A 16,175-nucleotide genomic window follows, 5' to 3' on the forward strand; every position below is an offset into this window, starting at 1 on the left:
CTGATCGGCAGACCATGCGCATCCACGGCAAGATGCAATTTTGTATTGAGCCCCCTTTTGTATAACTCATGCTCTGATTACCTCCTTTAGCTCCCGCTGCATGAGGATGCACTTGACAATGCGAAGCATCTATCACAAGCCATTCATAATCTGGATCGTCAATCAGCACCTCAAGCAACCTTTCCCAGACTCTTTGATTGCGCCATCGGATAAATCGCCGATGAGTATTGCTCCAACCACCGTAATCTGGAGGCAAATCCCTCCATGGAGCTCCCGTTCTTAATATCCAAAATACTGCATTGATAAAAGTCCTATTATCTCTTGCTATACCACCCCAAGCCCCTCTTTTTCCTGGCAAATGAGGTTCCAGTAAATTCCAAACTCTGTCGGATATATCATGTCTTCTGTGCGCTTCCATAAGATGCTCCATTGATGAGCGTAGAAGAGTAGCACATTTAAGCATTTATTTTATTTCTCGTGACTACACTATCTAGTGTTTTTTCTTTTTAAAACTTTTTGTTTAAACATTTTCTGATATTTAAATTAAGTTATTAATAAAGTTCTAGGATATAAATCCAAGATTTTTTAGCATATTCGATTAAGTTTTTATGATTTAGAAATTTAGACAATAAATGTTTTTTAGGAGAGACACTTGCTGGCTATTACCGGAACCTCAGGATTTATTGGAAAATATATTTGTCCTTACCTTCCTTTTCCACAAAAAAAATTATTCTCTTCATCCGTTTCTGAATATATTTTAGATGAGGGAAATAATTCAAAATCAATTACTTTCCCCCCACATGACTTGTCCTCTTTTATTAAAGACACCAGTACATTAATTCATCTCGCTTGCAAATCCAATCCCCGAAACGCAATTTTTTCTTTTCAGGAAGATTTAACCTTTACCACTCAATTATTTGAACATTTTGCTCAGGCAAATCCTAACGGCCATATCATTTTTGCTAGCACAGGTGGGAATATGTACTCAAGCGAACTTCCCCACAAACCAAGAACTGAAAAAGATCCCCCTTCTCCCAATTCTATCTATAGTGTTCAAAAATTGGCTGCAGAACATTATCTACGTTTAATGTGCCAAACTTATGGAATCTCTGCAACGGTTCTTCGAATCAGTAATCCTTACGGAACTCTTCTGGAACCTGAACGATTACAAGGTTTGATTGGAATTGCATTTAACAAAATTTTACTTAACCAAACATTAACTATTTTTGATTCTTCAGATAGTGTGAGAGACTATATCCATTTAGAAGATTTAGCTTCTGTATTTCAAATAGTTAGCAGAAATAAGCCTTTAAAAGGGCTATTTAGCGTTTTTAATATTGGATGTGGAATAGGATACTCTATTCAGAATGTCATCCAGCTAATAGAAAAAATTTCTAATCGATCTTTGCAAACTATTTACAGTGAATTGGCAATCACGACAAAGCCTTCCTGGAGCGTCTTATCTCATGAATATTTCCATTCGCAATTTGGTTGGCGACCTCAAGTCAATTTAGAAAAAGGGCTGGCAAAAATGTGGAATGTAGCCCTCTCACACTCACAAAATATATAATTTGGTAAATTTTATGGACAATGAAACGCCTCTTATTTCTGTTGTCATTCCTGTTTATAATCACGAAAAATTTGTCTCCATAGCACTCAATTCTGTGTTACATCAGAGTTATCCTCTAATTGAAATTATCATTATTGACGACGGATCAAAAGATCGCAGCGCTGAAATAGTTGAACAATGGTTAAAACAAAACCAAACTTCAAAACAAGGATATTCATTTACTTTCATTCGTCAGCAAAATTCTGGAGCACATGCCACAATTAATCGTGGTTTGACAATAGCAAAAGGTTCACTATTGACAATTCTTAACTCTGACGATATCTACGAAAGAGATCGATTAAAAAAGCTAGTGGATAGACTTCAAATGGAGAAAGGAAGGCTCATTTTTTCTGGAATTAAAGGAATTGATGATCAGGGAGTAGATTTACCGTTTTCTCATCCCTGGAAAAAATCTTATGAAGATAGCCTTTGTTCTTTAGTAGAGATGCCAACTGTTGGCTTTCAACTCATGAAAAGCAATCTTGCTATAAGCACAGGTAACTTACTATTTACAAAAGATCTTTATGAAGCAGTTGGTGGATTTAGGAATTTGAAATTAGCGCACGACTATGATTTTTTACTTAGGGCTTTACTTCATGAAGAACCCATTTTTTTTGATGAGCCGCTCTATTTATACCGTCTCCACAGTAATAATACATTTTCTCAAATCAATCACTTACTTCAATCCGATCTGAATGAAATTTATCGTTCTTATCTTCTAGAAATTTCTAAGAGTCCTCCTTTAAATGTCCAAGCTCCATGCCATACTTATTGGCCACTTGCTTTTCCCCTGATTCGTGATCGAATGAATATGGATCAAGCTCTTAATTATTACCTCGCTAAACCTCAACCCCAGCTTAGCACAAAACTTGCTGATGATAACAACAAAACTTACCCCTCTCTTAGTACGTCTAAAAAAATAAAAATCTCTCTTATTACTCATGAACTAAGTTTAACAGGGGCACCAAAGGTTGTCGTTGATTTAGCAATTCGTTTAAAACAAGATGGGCACTATGTGAATGTCATTAGCTTAAAAAACGGTCCGATGCGCCAACAATTAGAAAATCAAGGGATTTCAATTTCTGTTATTCCTAAATTTACCTATGATTTAACTTTTCATAAAAATAGTTTTATCTCAAAAGCAGCCAGAATAATTAATACTTTCTGGATGATGTTAAAACTCCAACGAACTATGATTGGAAATTCTGTTGCTGTTGCATTTTATTTAACGCTTCTTTCACTGAATCCCTTTTATCGGATATTTTGGTACATTCATGAATCTCTCCCTCCTGCCGCATTATTGAATGTTAACCGAAAAAGAAATGCTTTACTTGACAAAATGAAAGCAAATTCCAACGTGAAAATTTGGTTTGGATCCGATAATACGAGAGAGATATGGAAAAAGGCAGGATTTTCTGGGACGACAAAATACTGGAGCGGGATAAACGCTTCAAAAAAAAGGCCATCTTCTCGTTCTGGTCCCATCTCAGAAATTTTATCTGTCGGAACAAGCTCTGCTCGTAAAGGAACCTACTATCTGATCGAAGCTTTCATTAAAGGAATATTAGAAAAATCTATTCCTGATCATGTAAACTTAACGATCATTGGATTTTTTGAAACTGTGAATCGACCTGATTGTCATTTTTTAGGCGACCTTATTTTAAAAATCGTTAACTATGGTTTATTAGATCGCATTCATTTAATGGCATCTCTTCAGCCTGATCAAATCGATTATTATTATCATAGAGCCGATTTATATATTCAAGCTTCAATCTCCGAATGCCTTCCCTTAGCTATATTTCAAGCAATGGCAATTGGTTTACCCATTATTAGCACAAATGTCAATGGATGTCCTGAAGCAATTGAAGATGGTAAAACTGGCTACATTTGTTACCCTAGAAGCCATCAAGCTCTTTTGCATACAATTCTTAAAGCTTTAGCTGATCCCGAAAAAACTCGGCAGATGGGAGAACAAGCACAAAAAATATTTATAGAAAAATTCAATATAGAGAAAAACTTTAAAGAAATTAATCAAGTGTTTTTTTAATTAAATTGATTTAAATACACAATTTTTTTTATAAGCACAGCATTTTCTCTTTCTTTACAAAAAATAAACAGTTTATTGATACAATAGAAAAATTATAATTATTTAGAGGAGCTCCCGTATGTTAAAACAAGTGTTTTTTTACTTGTTTATTTTAATTCCTTGCATGATCAGCCAAATGAGTCAAGCGTATAGCCAAACAATAACTCCCATTAAAGTCATCGCGTTTGATTTTGGTGGAGTTATTGCTAAAAGTGATAAAAGTGAAGTCAATCAATTTCTTGCAAAAGAACTCGGGATCACAGAAGAAGAGGCCGACGAACTCCAAAATAATTTAAAAAGTTATTCGAGAAATGGAGGTATGGAGCAAGAATTTTGGGATCAATATACTCATTCTAAAGGAATAACACTTCCTGCAAATTGGAATGAGCTTTTTGATCAAGTTCGATTTAAATCTATCAAAGAAATTCCAGGTTCTATTCAAATTGTGAAAGAATTGCATAAACTAGGTTATCAAACAGCTTTGCTCTCAAACGTTCGTATGAATCAAGCACGCTTAAAAAGGCAGCTGGGATTTTATGATTTATTTCACCCTGTTTTACTTTCTTTTGAAATTGGTGCCAGGAAACCAGAGTCTCAATCTTATCAAATTTTATTAGATCAATTACAAGTTTTTCCTCAGCAGCTTTTATTTATTGATAATAAAGATTCAAACGTTGCTGCGGCAAAATCAATGGGTATGGACGGAATTGTTTTTATCAATGCCAAACAATTAACTGAAGAACTAAAAAAACGTGGTATTAACTTACCAGTTAAGAATTTTAACTCACTTTCTACAGATTCAGTAGTAACGAAATAACCATCTTCAAATCGATGTTGATATGTTCAGCATCGATTGTACTACAAACATTCCTGCTTTTCTTTACTTAGATTTTCCGCATCAATGACCCATCCCCCTCCTAATACTTTATAAACGTTAACTAATGTTAAAAAAACATCAGCTTCAGCTTGAGCTAGGTTGAGTTGAGCTGTAAACAGTTTGCGTTCAGCGTCTAAAACATTCAAATAATCTGTCTGCCCATTATCGTATTGTAATTTAGCTAAATGTAGGTAATCTTTTAAAACAACGACACTATTTTTTTGTACCTCAAGTAATTCTCGGGATTTTTGATGAGCAATTAAAGCATTATCTACTTCTTTAAAAGCATTCAAAACTGTTTGTTGATAATTGTAATACGCAATTCTTTTTTGCGCTTTCGCTAAATCGATGCCACTCGAAATCTTTCCTCCTGTAAAGATAGGTTGTAAAAGATTGGCTGCATACTGCCAGGCTCTTGTGGGAGAGGTAAAAAGATGATGAAGTTGAAGACTTTCAGACCCAAAATAACCTGTTAAAGAAATACTAGGAAAATACTGCGCTCTTGCTTCTCCAATTCGAGCATTCGCAGCAATTAATCCTTGCTCAGCTTGTATAATATCGGGACGTTGTTCTAATAGCTCTGAGGGCAGTCCGGCTGGCACAGCAAGTGGAGTTGGCCATTCATTAATATTCAATCCTCTTTCAATTTCTCTTGGACTGTGCCCAATTAAAATGCTAATTAAATTTTCTTGTTGGGGAATTAAAACTTCTAATCGAAAAACTTCAGCGATTGCTTCATCCACTTCGGCAGCTGCTTGCTTAACTTCTAACTCAGACGTCAGCCCTCCTTCAAAACGAAGTTTTGCCAATTCGTAAGATTCTTTCCTAGAAGTAACTGTCTGTTTAGAGACAATCAATTGCTGATCAAATTGTCTCATTTGAATATAGCTTGTAGCAACAGAACTTACAATAGATAGCACCAGAGCCCTGCGAGCTTGCACCTGTCCTAATAAATCTGCCAAAGCGGCTTCTGAAGAGCTATAAACTCGCCCCCATAAATCTAATTCATAAGCAGCTTCTGCAACTACACGATAATTATTGGTATAAGGAGAAGGAATTAAGTTTGTTCCTACAGGAGTTAAACCTGGTTGACCTTGAGAAGAAACGCCTGAAGAAGTTTCCCCTCCAGATAGTTCTGTTGGAGTGCGTTGACGTGAAGCAAGGCCTACTCCGCTAATTTGTGGAAAAAATTGAGAACGAACAATTCCCAATCTTGCTTTAAATTCAGCAGTACGCGCGAGAGCCAGCTTTAAATCCTTATTATTTTCCAAAGACTCAAAGATGAGGTTTTTTAAAATAGGGTCGTCAAAGGCCTCCCACCATCTATAATTGGCAGCTGTTGAAGTTTCTTCAAAAGGAGTACGCCATTTTTTAGGAATCTCCAAACAAGGTTGTTGATAAGGAGGATGGAGAACGCAAGAACTAAGTGCAAGGAGTAAGCAACTCGTCACTAAAATTCTAAACATGCTCTCTCTTCTCTTTTTTTTCTATACGTTGATCAATAAGTTTATAAAGAAGAGGAACTAAAAATACGGCAAGTATAGTCGCAGCAATCATGCCTCCAAATACACCCGTTCCAACTGAGTGTCGACTTGCAGCACCTGCGCCTGAGCTAATAACTAGAGGAAAAACCCCTAAAATAAATGTTAAAGAAGTCATTAAAATGGCCCTAAAACGCATTTTAGCTGCTTCCATAGCTGCTTCCAAAACTGATAACCCTTCTTCTCTTTTGATGATTGCAAACTCAACAATTAAAATGGCATTCTTTGCTGACAGAGCAATTAAAGTGACTAAGCCAACATTAAAATAGACATCATTTGAAATTCCTCTGATCCAAATTGCTAAAAATGCCCCCATCAAACCAAATGGTACGGCTAGTATAATAGCAAAAGGAAGAGACCAACGTTCGTATAAAGCTGAAAGAATCAGAAAAACCATCAATACACCAATTAACAGAACGTTTGTAGACGTTCCTCCTGTTTTTTTTTCTTGATAAGCTTCGCCGCTCCAAGCATAGGTCATTTGCTCAGGAAGTTCTTCTTTTGCGAGTTGTTCCATTGCTGCCATCGCCTGCCCAGAACTATAACCTGGTGCAGCTCCCCCAATAATTTTAGCACTTGTAAATCCATTAAAGCGGCTAACTAAATTGGCTCCTTTTGTATAGTGAGTGCTCAAAAATGACTTTAAAGGGACCATTTCATTATGTATTGAGCGTACATACATATCTTCCAGATTTTGTAAATTAGAGCGATAAGTAGGCTCAGCTTGGACATTTACCTGAAAAACACGCCCAAATTTATTAAAATTGTTAATATAAAGAGAGCCCAAAAAGATTTGCAACGTTTGAAAAACCTCACTAATAGTCACACCTAAAGTTTCAGCTTTATACCGATCTAAGTCGACATAAAGTTGCATATTGTTAGTTTGGATAGAAGTTGTTAATCCCTGTAATTCCGGTCTTCCACGTGCTTTTGCAATAAAATTTTGGGTCACTGTTTCTAATGCCTGAATATCGCCATCCCCTCGATTCTCTATCCAAAATTCAAAACCACCAACAGTTCCAAGACCCTGAATGGCTGGTGGATTGAACGTCATGATTTGTGCATCAGAAATAGCACTATATTTTTTGTTTAAGGCTGCTTGAATCGCACCGGCTTGTAGCACAGGAATTCTACGCTGATCCCAATTTTTCAATGTAATAAAATTAGTTCCCATCTGCAGGCGATTCAAAGATTCAAGCAAACTAAAACCTGTTAAAGACACCATATTTTCAACCCCCGGAATGTCCAAAGCTATTTCTGTAATAGCAGTATCCACTTCTTTTGTGCGGTCTAAGCTAGAAGCATCTGGCATATTCACAAGTGCCATTAAATACCCTTGATCTTCTTGGGGAATGAAACTCGTAGGAATCACATGGTTTAAAATGCCTAATATAGTGATAACAGAAGTAAAAAGTAAAAGCCCAGCCCAGGTATGATTTAAAATCCATTTGGTAATATGCATATAACCATTTGTAAAAGCATCAAATCCTTTATTAAACAACAGAGAAAAACGAGAAGGAGATGGGTGAGGCTTTAAAATTAATGCAGCTAATGCTGGACTAAGTGTTAAAGCAACAAATCCTGAAATTACCACGGATACTGATATTGTAATCGCAAACTGCTTATAAAGTTGACCCGCAATTCCGCCCAAAAATGCGACTGGAATGAATACAGCGCATAGGACAAATACAATAGCGACAACTGGGCCTGATACTTCTTCCATCGCTTTATGAGCTGCTGCTCTTGGCAAAAGTTTGAGCTCACGCATATTTCTTTCCACATTTTCTATTACAACGATTGCATCATCAACAACGATTCCAATTGCCAATACCATTCCAAATAAGGTCAGTGTATTTAAAGAAAACCCTAATACATACATTCCTGCAAAGGTACCAACGATTGACACAATCATGGCTATAATAGGAATTAGTGTCGCTCGCAAGTTTTGTAAAAAAATTAAAACCACTAAAGAAACCAGAATAGCCGCTTCAAAAATTGTTTTAGTCACTTCATGAATCGACGCTGTAATAAAATCAGTGGTATCGTAAGGAATCGTGTATTCAAGCCCTTCTGGGAAATTTTTGGAAAGGCGTTCCATTGTTTTTCTGACTTCCCCAGCCACTTCCAAAGCATTAGCTCCAAATAATGGATAAATAGCAATCATGGATGTCGTTTTTCCATTCAATGAACCATCTACATCATACGTGGCCGCACCCAACTCAACTCGCCCAACATCTTTAATTTGCACATATGATCCGTCGTTATTTGCTCTTAAAATAATATCCTCAAATTGTTTTGGGTTGTCTAATCTTCCCTGACCAGTCAAAGGAACTGTCAATTGAGTGGAGCTATTAGTGGGAGGATATCCAAGTAAACCTGCAGTAAAATTATTGTTCTGAGCTTGAACAGCTTTGATCACATCATGCGTTGTCAATTGAAGTTGAGCCAATCGATCTGGCCTTAACCAAATACGCATAGAATAATCACGCGCATTTACAATCATTGCATTACTAATTCCTGGTAAACGTAAAATTTCATCCACAATATTGATAGTTGTATAATTACTCACAAAAATATTGTCATATCGTTGATCAGGTGACTGTATCGCAACTAATTGCAATATATTTGGCGTTTGCTTTTTAATTTGCACACCTGTTCGCTGCACTTCTTCAGGAAGTTGCGGAAGGGCCATGTTGACTCTATTTTGCACATTAACTTGAGCCATATCAATATTACTTCCAATCTCAAAAAATATGCTTAAAGCTATGTCTCCATTAGAAGAATTTTGAGAATACATATAAATCATATCTTCAACTCCATTAACTAGCTGCTCAATGGGTGCTGCAACGCTGGCTGCTACTGTTGAAGCATCAGCACCGGCATAGGAAGCTGTTACTTGAATTTGAGGAGGTGTAATATTTGGATATTGCTCGATCGGTAACATTCGCAGCGCAAATAAGCCTGCTAAGGTAATAATGATAGAAAGAACGAAAGCAAAAATAGGGCGGTCGATAAAAAAATGGGAAATCATGATGCTTTCTCAGCAAAAAATTTTTTTTTAATAGAGACTTTCATTCCAGGTCTTAATTTATTCACCCCATCCACAACAACTTGATCTCCAGCCTTTAAACCCGCATCAATAATCCAATTTTGTTGATCCCATACCCCGGGCTCTATAGGTTGCATGACAACTTCATCATCCTTATTCACCAAAAATACAAACATTCCCTTTTGGCTTTGAAGCACAGCTTTTTGCGGAACAAGAATGGCGTTTGGACGGGTTGCTCCAAGTAATTGGACTCGTACAAATTGACCAGGACGGAGGATATTTTTTGGATTAGGCAAAACAGCTCTAACCATCATTGTCCCTGTTTTTTGATCATAAGTAGGAGAGGAAAAATTAACTTTCCCAATTTCAGGAAAAACGGTTTGATCTGCTAAAATAACCTGTACCGTGAAATTATCATAAGCCGGAAAATGAAGCTTCCCTTGCGAAATAGACTTTTGACTACGTAAGATATCCCCTTCTGAGATACTAAAATTAATCCAAATAGGATCAATCACAGAAAGAGTGGCTAATTGATCTTGAGTTGGAGCGATGAGAGCTCCCTCTCTGTAATTAGCTTGTCCTACTTGACCTGAAACTGGAGCATAGATAGTCGTATATCCTAAGTTAATATCCGCTTCTTTCAATTGAGCTTTTGCAGCTTGAACATCAGCTTCGGAAGACAGCTGACGAGCAATTGCATTATCCAAATCTCTTAAACTTGCAGCTTTTTTCTCATAAAGGGGTTTATAGCGATCCACTGCCCGTTTTGCATCCCATAAAACAGCTTCTTCTCTGGCTAATTGTGCGGTAGCTTTTTCCAGCGCAGCTTCAAAAGGCCTGGAATCAATTTGAAAGAGGAGATTTCCTTTTTGGACAAAACTTCCTTCCGTATAAGCTATTTTATCTAAATACCCTTCAATTCGGGCTCGAATTTCAACTACGTGAGAACTTTGAGCGATTCCAACAAACTCAAAAACGGCAGGTACCGTTTTTGGTTCGACGATTTGAATACTTACATCTGTTGGCGGGGCTTGAAAATTCGTTGTTTTTTCTTTTTCGCAAGAACTTAAACATAAACTCGCTAAAAAGAAACAGAAGTAATCAAAAAAACAATTTTTTTTCAGCATTAAAATCTCTTTTAAACTTTTCTCTTTCGGATCGAACACTTTTAGGGAAATTTCATAACCAGAGTTTAGGGTTTAAATGCGAAAAACAAAAAAATTTAAAAAATACTCTAGTAATTTCCCAGCAAATAAATCCATATTTTTGTTGGTAAAAATAATTTCTATTTATGTAAGTAAATGGTTGGACAATGTCAATAAATTTTATATCTTTTCGACAAAATTTGTTTTTATCATGACACTATGAAATTGAATGATAGAGGCAAATCATTTCCCTCTTAAGTAAGGTTTATAATCAACCTTGTATGTAAACTTAAAAATTTTCGAAAAATGGATAACTTTGAAATCCATTAGTCGTTAAGAATTTTATCTAAAAGAGTGAATTAAAATATAAACACCAAGAGGAAGCATGAGAGTTCCAAAAAGCTTTCTTAAATAAACTGCAGGAATGTATTTTACTATGGTTCCCCCTATCAAACTTCCTATCACGCCAAATAAGGAAAAAAGAGCGATGACCTTCCAATTGACATGCATGCCCGAACGTTGAAGAAAAAAAGCTTGTTGAGAAAAAGCTGTTAATGCATTCAATGCAATGATCATTAAACTCGTTCCGATAGCTACATAGATAGATAAATTTAGGATGACTATCAAGATAGGAACAATAATAAATCCGCCCCCGACACCACTACAACCTGTCAATTGCCCAAGTAGAAAACCACTTAATAAACTCACCAACGTAGAATGGGAAGTATCTTTATTACTTTGAAACCACTTTTTATCTTTTAACATTATCCAAGCAACAATAAGCATAACCGACCCAAAAATGAATAATTGAACTCTCCCACTTATACTATGCGAAATGCAAGCACCAATATATGACCCTATTATTCCAGCTAATCCAAAAAAACCTACTGTACGCCAATGAACTTGTTGACGAATGGCATAAGGAATAGCTCCAACTAAGGCAATAACCCCAACAATTGCTAAGGATTCTGCAACCGCCAACTTATCGGGGCGATGCAAAAAAAGAATAAGAATAGGGACAGTAAAAATAGATCCTCCCGATCCAAGTAATCCTAAACTTACTCCCACAGCTAATGCACCAAAAAAAACTAATATCATTTTTCCCTGAATTTTGATTCATTTATATTGCATATCTTTATAACTTTAGTTATTTATATTCAAAGAACTAAAAATTAATTATGAGTAAACAAAAAATTATTTTACCTGAACAAGATGAAGATTTACTAGCTGAGTGCCAAGTTCAAACTTTTCGCTCAAGTGGAAGTGGAGGACAACATATTAATGTTACCAACAGCGCTGTCCGTTTGACCCATTTTCCGACAGGAATTGTTGTATCTAGTCAAACTTTTCGCAGTCAATATCGAAATAAGCAAAATTGTCTCGCTAAATTAAGACAGACCGTGGAGAAACTGAATTATCGTCAACCTAAACGCATTCCAACTAAAATTCCTAGAACAGTTAAAAACAAGAATGTGGTAAAAAAAGAACGCCATTCTCAAAAAAAAATCCTACGTAAACCTCCTCAATTTGACTAAATGATAATAGGCAAATGAAAACTGATTTAATTTTCCTTTACTTATCCTCTCTTCTTACCATTTAAGGGGGTATTTTATTAGGTGGGTATGATGGCGTGTTTTGGGCTGGCAGTGCTCAAGGGATTTATCACGGAATTTATCACGGAGCTCAAAAAAATCATGAAACAGCTCGTTGATCAAGGAAAAGCAGAAAGAGTGAAACAAACAAATATCGAACATGCTCTTAACGAATTAATGCCCTTCGATTATCCTAATTTCAAGTTTATAGACGAGTCGTGATAAAAACTTTTCCATGTTCATCAACTAGTACAGAGTTTTCAGCTTGAGCTACAATTCCATTTTTTTCTTCAATCAATGGACCGTATTCAGCAATCACTCCAAATCGTAATAGCTCCGCCAGTCCCGTTTCTACCTCTAATAGAGAGAATTGTGCGTCTAATAAATTGTGAATAGAAAAAGGAAGGCCATTAAACGTTTTTACTTTATTTAGAACTAAACGAGCTATGTCGGAGCGAACGGGTCTCCAGGAAGTAAAAGCAAATATAGTCGCTTTTCCTTCTTCATAAATTAATCCTTCCCCATCTGTTGCAAAAGGTTCTATCGCAAAAGTCATGCCTGGCTTAACAACCGCTTTAGAATGATTATCATAATTGGGTATTATAGGCGAAGTGTGAATTTTATGAGGCCCCAACCCATGCCCAGATAAATTTTTTACAGCTTTAAAACCATAAGAAGAAATGGTTTGATCAATCGTATAACCAATTTCCCGCACAGGTAATCCAACCTTAACTATTTGTTCGGCATTCAAAAGCGCTTCTTCTACAGCTTGGATAAGTTTTTGATATTTATCCGACAAATCAACTGTCACTGCGCAATCACCGATAGCTCCTTTATAACACACACCAACATCAAGTTTAATTACTTGATCAGAGAAAATGACGTCTTCACCCGGATAAATCAAATAATGTGCCGCCACATGGTTTAAAGCCATTTGAGGAGGAAAAGCAGGTTTAGCTCCCAATTCGAAAATTTTCGCTGAAATTTTGTACATTACGTCTTTATAGGAAGCTCCTTTTTTTATAAGGCTTTTTCCATACGCACGAACTTGACCTGCTAATTCTCCTGCGCGAATAAAATTTTGCTTGTAAATTTGCTGCATACTTAATTTTCTTGTCTAATTTCTGGTTTTTACAGATTCAAATATGCCGTCTCCTATCATTAGAAGATAATTAAATTCAACGGAAATTTGAAGATAAAATTTTATGGCAGATTAGCTTACAATTAAGAAAAAAGCAAAATTGCAAACTATCTACTTTGACTTATAAATGTTTTTTTATTTTAAATCGATTAAAAGAAATATCCTAATCGTAATTCAATTTCTTGCCGAAAAACAGGGAAATTGTCGACAAGTCGTTTTTTATATTCGAGCGATAAAACCATTTTTTCAGTCAGCATTTTGCCTACTTGAATGTCAAAAGGAACAAACCAAGTTCGATGTTTCCAATTATACCGAATTTTTGGGGCAAACGTAACAAACCAGTTATAAGGTAAATCAAAGTTGAATATAGGTTCAAGACAAGTTTGATTAATCGAACGACGTGATCTAGCTCCCCCTATATCAAAGTCTTGTCGCACGAGAAGTGCGCACCAGGCCCCGTTTATCCAATTTTTTAAATCATATTTAAACGAAAAAGTTGGAAGCATTTGATATTTGCCTGAACCTAAATTTTTCCCTTGCGCAGTCGGAAAACACAGCTTTAATCCAAAAGCAAATGTCCATTTCCCGTAAGTGGGAGTAATAAATAATGCTTGAAATGAAAGATCGGATAATCCCCTTTCGTGTTTTTTTGGAGAAAGAATTGTATAATGATATCCTACGAGTTTTTTGATGTGAATATCGGTATAAGGAAGATCAACGCGAGTAGATACAACCCAATGCTCATTCAAATTGAAAGGCTTATCTGCTCGCAAAGTAAATGTTTGCGCTCTGGAAAATTCGCTGATATCTTGATATTTACAACTTAAAACTAATCTCGGTAAAGGTTTTGTGAAATCTTGCCCATTATTAATTTCCCCCTTCTCTGATTCTGCGAAATTATAAACAGTCATTAATAAAGAAATTGCTAAAAAATAAAAAATACAATTGGTAAATTTCATGATAAAATGATAACCGTTATAAAATTTAAAGATGCTTATTTTATGTATTCGAATATAAAATGAGTAAAGAGCGATTAAGTAGCAATCTTTGAAAAAGAGAGATGTGCAAAAAGGCAAAACAGCCAAGACACATCTGATAAAATCATAACATTTTGCTGATTCATAAATAGAAAATGGTTAAACGGCATAAATTATAAAACTTAAAAACGTAACCAATTCATTAAAAAACTCATCTCTTGTTCAAATTGCAAAATAACTGATGTTATTATTTTAAATAATCTCATAACGATAAAAAATGCCGCTATTAAAAGATCAAGCTAGCAACGCTCGTAATCAATTTTGCCACATTAAAACCCACGACAATATAAAGAATTTTTATTAATAGAGTCAAAACAATTCACTCTAACAGCAAGCTAGAAAGTTCGAACAATTTATGTAACTCCTGGTTAGGTCATAAAACTCTTAGTAACAAAATCAAAAACAAACTTGGAAATAAATGAAGAAGTCAATTTTACATAAAGTTTATCTTCCTTTCACTAAATTTTTTTTATAGTTAGTCTTGCAAGGCTATCGAATTTAAAATATCTCTTCTAAAAGAACAAAAAAAATTAGTTCTTAAAATAATATAAAATTTATCCTAGTATAACAGAATATAATACAGAGAAGGAAAAACCCTGTTAAAATATAGTAAATATTCATATAATTTTACTCCTTATAAAAAAGAGTAAAAATTATGAAAATTTATCCTTATCTTACAAATCTAAATCCATTCAAATTTTTTCATCCTCTTTTTTTTACCTTTTTCTTCTAAGCTTTTAGGAAGCAGTTTTCACTTGTAATGTTTCGTCATTTTACCTCAAATTTAGTATTTTTATCTTAAAAAGGAATATGTATGCCTACCTCTCGATTGGCTGCCTGGGTCATGTGGATAGTCGCTTCGATCTTTTATGCCTATCAATATCTATTAAGAGTGATGCCTAACATTGTAATCGATGACATCATGCAACAATTTCAAATTGGAGCAGCCACAATCGGTCAATTTTCAGGTATCTATTACATCGGTTACTCTCTGATGCATCTTCCTCTTGGAATATTATTAGATCGCTATGGACCTAGAAAGATCATGAGCATTTGTATCTTATTGACAGTTATTGGGTTACTTCCTCTTATTTTCGCGACACATTGGATTTATCCAATTGCTGGGCGTGCTTTGATTGGAATGGGGTCTTCTGCAGCCATTCTTGGATTGTTCAAAATTATTCGTTTAAGCTTTAGCGAAGAAAAATTTCCTCGTATGCTTAGTATTTCTGTGATGATAGGATTATTAGGAGCAATTTATGGAGGAGGACCTGTCGGTTACTTGCGTGAAATATATGGATATCACGCAGTCGTTCAATTGTTTGCTTTAATCGGTATTGTTTTAATGGGAATTACTTTCTGGATGATTCCTAATGTGAAAAGTTCTCGACCAACCTCTATGATGAGTGAGATCAAAGTTGTTATTTTTAATAAACGCGTCATTTGGTGTTGTCTATTTGCAGGTCTAATGGTTGGACCTCTTGAAGGTTTTGCCGATGTTTGGGGACGCTCATTTTTAAAAGAAGTTTATCAATTTGACGGAACTTTAGCTGCCAGTTTACCTTCCATGATTTTTATAGGCATGTGTTTTGGAGCTCCAATTTTAAGTTTAATTGCCGAGAAAACAGGCAATTACTTAACAACTATTATTGGGGCTGGAATCATTATGACAATCAGCTTTTCTAGCTTGCTTATTTGGCATTTAAATACAAACTGGATGGGATTTAATTTTATTATTGTAGGCATTTGCTGCGCTTATCAAATTTTGGCTATTTACAAAGCCTCAACATATGTTTCTGAACAAGCCGCAGGTTTAACAACGGCAGTGGCCAATATGATCATTATGATCTTCGGATATACTTTTCATGCAATCATAGGTAGTATAATTAATGTATTTGGTGGCTCAAATAACGAACAAGCATTAATCTACGGAATTGCCGTTATTCCGATTGGATTAACTATAGGTATCCTGGGCTTTGTCATTTTATTCATGTCTGAGCAAGTTAAAACAGAGAAAGAACTTTTGCCAAGTTCTTAAATGACTCTTGTAAATCATTAATCATCCCTCGAAAGTTTTTCTCGAGGGGTGGTGTAGTCA

At 35.5% G+C, this 16,175-nt stretch carries 12 protein-coding genes and 1 pseudogene; 6 read left to right on the top strand and 7 right to left on the bottom strand.

Annotated elements, in window-relative coordinates; all coding sequences use genetic code 11:
* Positions 1 to 418 (bottom strand): annotated as a pseudogene (locus TY19_RS04435) (IS5 family transposase); the annotation flags it as partial.
* A gap of 234 nt (positions 419 to 652) precedes the next feature.
* Here TY19_RS04435 and TY19_RS04440 point away from each other — a divergent pair.
* The 3 genes from TY19_RS04440 to TY19_RS04450 all read left to right on the top strand — a co-directional run bounded on the left by TY19_RS04440 (position 653) and on the right by TY19_RS04450 (position 4,512).
* Positions 653 to 1,570 carry an NAD-dependent epimerase/dehydratase family protein gene (locus TY19_RS04440; protein ID WP_042280547.1) on the top strand — a complete coding sequence of 306 codons (918 nt, stop codon included), beginning with the start codon at positions 653 to 655 and terminating at the stop codon, positions 1,568 to 1,570.
* Between the two features lie 13 nt (positions 1,571 to 1,583).
* Positions 1,584 to 3,656, top strand: a complete 2,073-nt coding sequence (locus TY19_RS11615; protein WP_052354777.1) for a glycosyltransferase — start codon at positions 1,584 to 1,586, stop codon at positions 3,654 to 3,656.
* Between the two features lie 118 nt (positions 3,657 to 3,774).
* On the top strand, positions 3,775 to 4,512 hold the full coding sequence (locus tag TY19_RS04450) for an HAD family hydrolase (protein ID WP_042280548.1): 738 nt from the start codon (positions 3,775 to 3,777) through the stop codon (positions 4,510 to 4,512).
* Positions 4,513 to 4,553: 41 nt separating this feature from the next.
* Here the strand turns inward: TY19_RS04450 and TY19_RS04455 are convergent, their stop codons facing one another.
* The 4 genes from TY19_RS04455 to TY19_RS04470 all read right to left on the bottom strand — a co-directional run bounded on the left by TY19_RS04455 (position 4,554) and on the right by TY19_RS04470 (position 11,405).
* Positions 4,554 to 6,038, bottom strand: coding sequence for an efflux transporter outer membrane subunit (locus TY19_RS04455; protein WP_042280550.1), 1,485 nt, complete (start codon positions 6,036 to 6,038; stop codon positions 4,554 to 4,556).
* Positions 6,031 to 9,144, bottom strand: coding sequence for an efflux RND transporter permease subunit (locus TY19_RS04460; protein WP_042280551.1), 3,114 nt, complete (start codon positions 9,142 to 9,144; stop codon positions 6,031 to 6,033). Before TY19_RS04460 ends, TY19_RS04455 begins: the two co-directional genes overlap by 8 nt.
* The gene (locus tag TY19_RS04465) at positions 9,141 to 10,289 is read right to left on the bottom strand and encodes an efflux RND transporter periplasmic adaptor subunit (RefSeq protein ID WP_042280552.1); all 1,149 of its coding nucleotides are present in this window, start codon (positions 10,287 to 10,289) and stop codon (positions 9,141 to 9,143) included. The genes TY19_RS04460 and TY19_RS04465 overlap by 4 nt, the downstream gene beginning before the upstream one ends.
* Before the next feature lie 360 nt (positions 10,290 to 10,649).
* Positions 10,650 to 11,405, bottom strand: coding sequence for a sulfite exporter TauE/SafE family protein (locus TY19_RS04470; RefSeq protein ID WP_042280553.1), 756 nt, complete (start codon positions 11,403 to 11,405; stop codon positions 10,650 to 10,652).
* A gap of 80 nt (positions 11,406 to 11,485) precedes the next feature.
* On the opposite strand from TY19_RS04470, the gene TY19_RS04475 reads away from it, so the two are divergent.
* Both TY19_RS04475 and TY19_RS04480 read left to right on the top strand, forming a co-directional pair.
* Positions 11,486 to 11,842 (top strand): peptide chain release factor family protein, encoded by a 357-nt coding sequence (locus tag TY19_RS04475; RefSeq protein ID WP_042280554.1) that lies wholly within the window; start codon positions 11,486 to 11,488, stop codon positions 11,840 to 11,842.
* 87 nt (positions 11,843 to 11,929) lie between these two features.
* Positions 11,930 to 12,121 carry a hypothetical protein gene (locus tag TY19_RS04480; protein WP_148300632.1) on the top strand — a complete coding sequence of 64 codons (192 nt, stop codon included), beginning with the start codon at positions 11,930 to 11,932 and terminating at the stop codon, positions 12,119 to 12,121.
* On the opposite strand, the gene map is transcribed toward TY19_RS04480, so the two are convergent.
* Both map and TY19_RS04490 read right to left on the bottom strand, forming a co-directional pair.
* Positions 12,105 to 13,001, bottom strand: coding sequence for a type II methionyl aminopeptidase (gene map, locus TY19_RS04485; protein ID WP_042280557.1), 897 nt, complete (start codon positions 12,999 to 13,001; stop codon positions 12,105 to 12,107). The genes TY19_RS04480 and map overlap by 17 nt on opposite strands.
* 188 nt (positions 13,002 to 13,189) lie before the next feature.
* Complete coding sequence (locus TY19_RS04490; RefSeq protein WP_042280558.1) at positions 13,190 to 13,999, bottom strand: hypothetical protein; 810 nt, start codon at positions 13,997 to 13,999, stop codon at positions 13,190 to 13,192.
* 892 nt (positions 14,000 to 14,891) lie between these two features.
* Between TY19_RS04490 and TY19_RS04495 the strand changes: the two genes are divergently transcribed.
* The gene (locus TY19_RS04495; protein ID WP_042280560.1) at positions 14,892 to 16,115 is read left to right on the top strand and encodes an MFS transporter; all 1,224 of its coding nucleotides are present in this window, start codon (positions 14,892 to 14,894) and stop codon (positions 16,113 to 16,115) included.
* Positions 16,116 to 16,175 lie beyond the last annotated feature (60 nt).

The organism is Candidatus Protochlamydia sp. R18 (assembly GCF_000648255.1).
GTDB classification, from domain to species: Bacteria; Chlamydiota; Chlamydiia; order Chlamydiales; family Parachlamydiaceae; genus Protochlamydia; species Protochlamydia amoebophila.

What these genes read in the sequence shown, in the direction of transcription:
- TY19_RS04455 (WP_042280550.1), bottom strand. Translation starts at nt 6,038, where the DNA reads ATGTTTAGAATTTTAGTGACGAGTTGCTTACTCCTTGCACTTAGTTCT.
- TY19_RS04475 (WP_042280554.1), top strand. Translation starts at nt 11,486, where the DNA reads ATGAGTAAACAAAAAATTATTTTACCTGAACAAGATGAAGATTTACTA.
- TY19_RS04495 (WP_042280560.1), top strand. Translation starts at nt 14,892, where the DNA reads ATGCCTACCTCTCGATTGGCTGCCTGGGTCATGTGGATAGTCGCTTCG.
- TY19_RS04460 (WP_042280551.1), bottom strand. Translation starts at nt 9,144, where the DNA reads ATGATTTCCCATTTTTTTATCGACCGCCCTATTTTTGCTTTCGTTCTT.
- TY19_RS04490 (WP_042280558.1), bottom strand. Translation starts at nt 13,999, where the DNA reads ATGAAATTTACCAATTGTATTTTTTATTTTTTAGCAATTTCTTTATTA.
- TY19_RS04470 (WP_042280553.1), bottom strand. Translation starts at nt 11,405, where the DNA reads ATGATATTAGTTTTTTTTGGTGCATTAGCTGTGGGAGTAAGTTTAGGA.
- map (WP_042280557.1), bottom strand. Translation starts at nt 13,001, where the DNA reads ATGCAGCAAATTTACAAGCAAAATTTTATTCGCGCAGGAGAATTAGCA.
- TY19_RS04480 (WP_148300632.1), top strand. Translation starts at nt 11,930, where the DNA reads ATGATGGCGTGTTTTGGGCTGGCAGTGCTCAAGGGATTTATCACGGAA.
- TY19_RS11615 (WP_052354777.1), top strand. Translation starts at nt 1,584, where the DNA reads ATGGACAATGAAACGCCTCTTATTTCTGTTGTCATTCCTGTTTATAAT.
- TY19_RS04465 (WP_042280552.1), bottom strand. Translation starts at nt 10,289, where the DNA reads ATGCTGAAAAAAAATTGTTTTTTTGATTACTTCTGTTTCTTTTTAGCG.
- TY19_RS04450 (WP_042280548.1), top strand. Translation starts at nt 3,775, where the DNA reads ATGTTAAAACAAGTGTTTTTTTACTTGTTTATTTTAATTCCTTGCATG.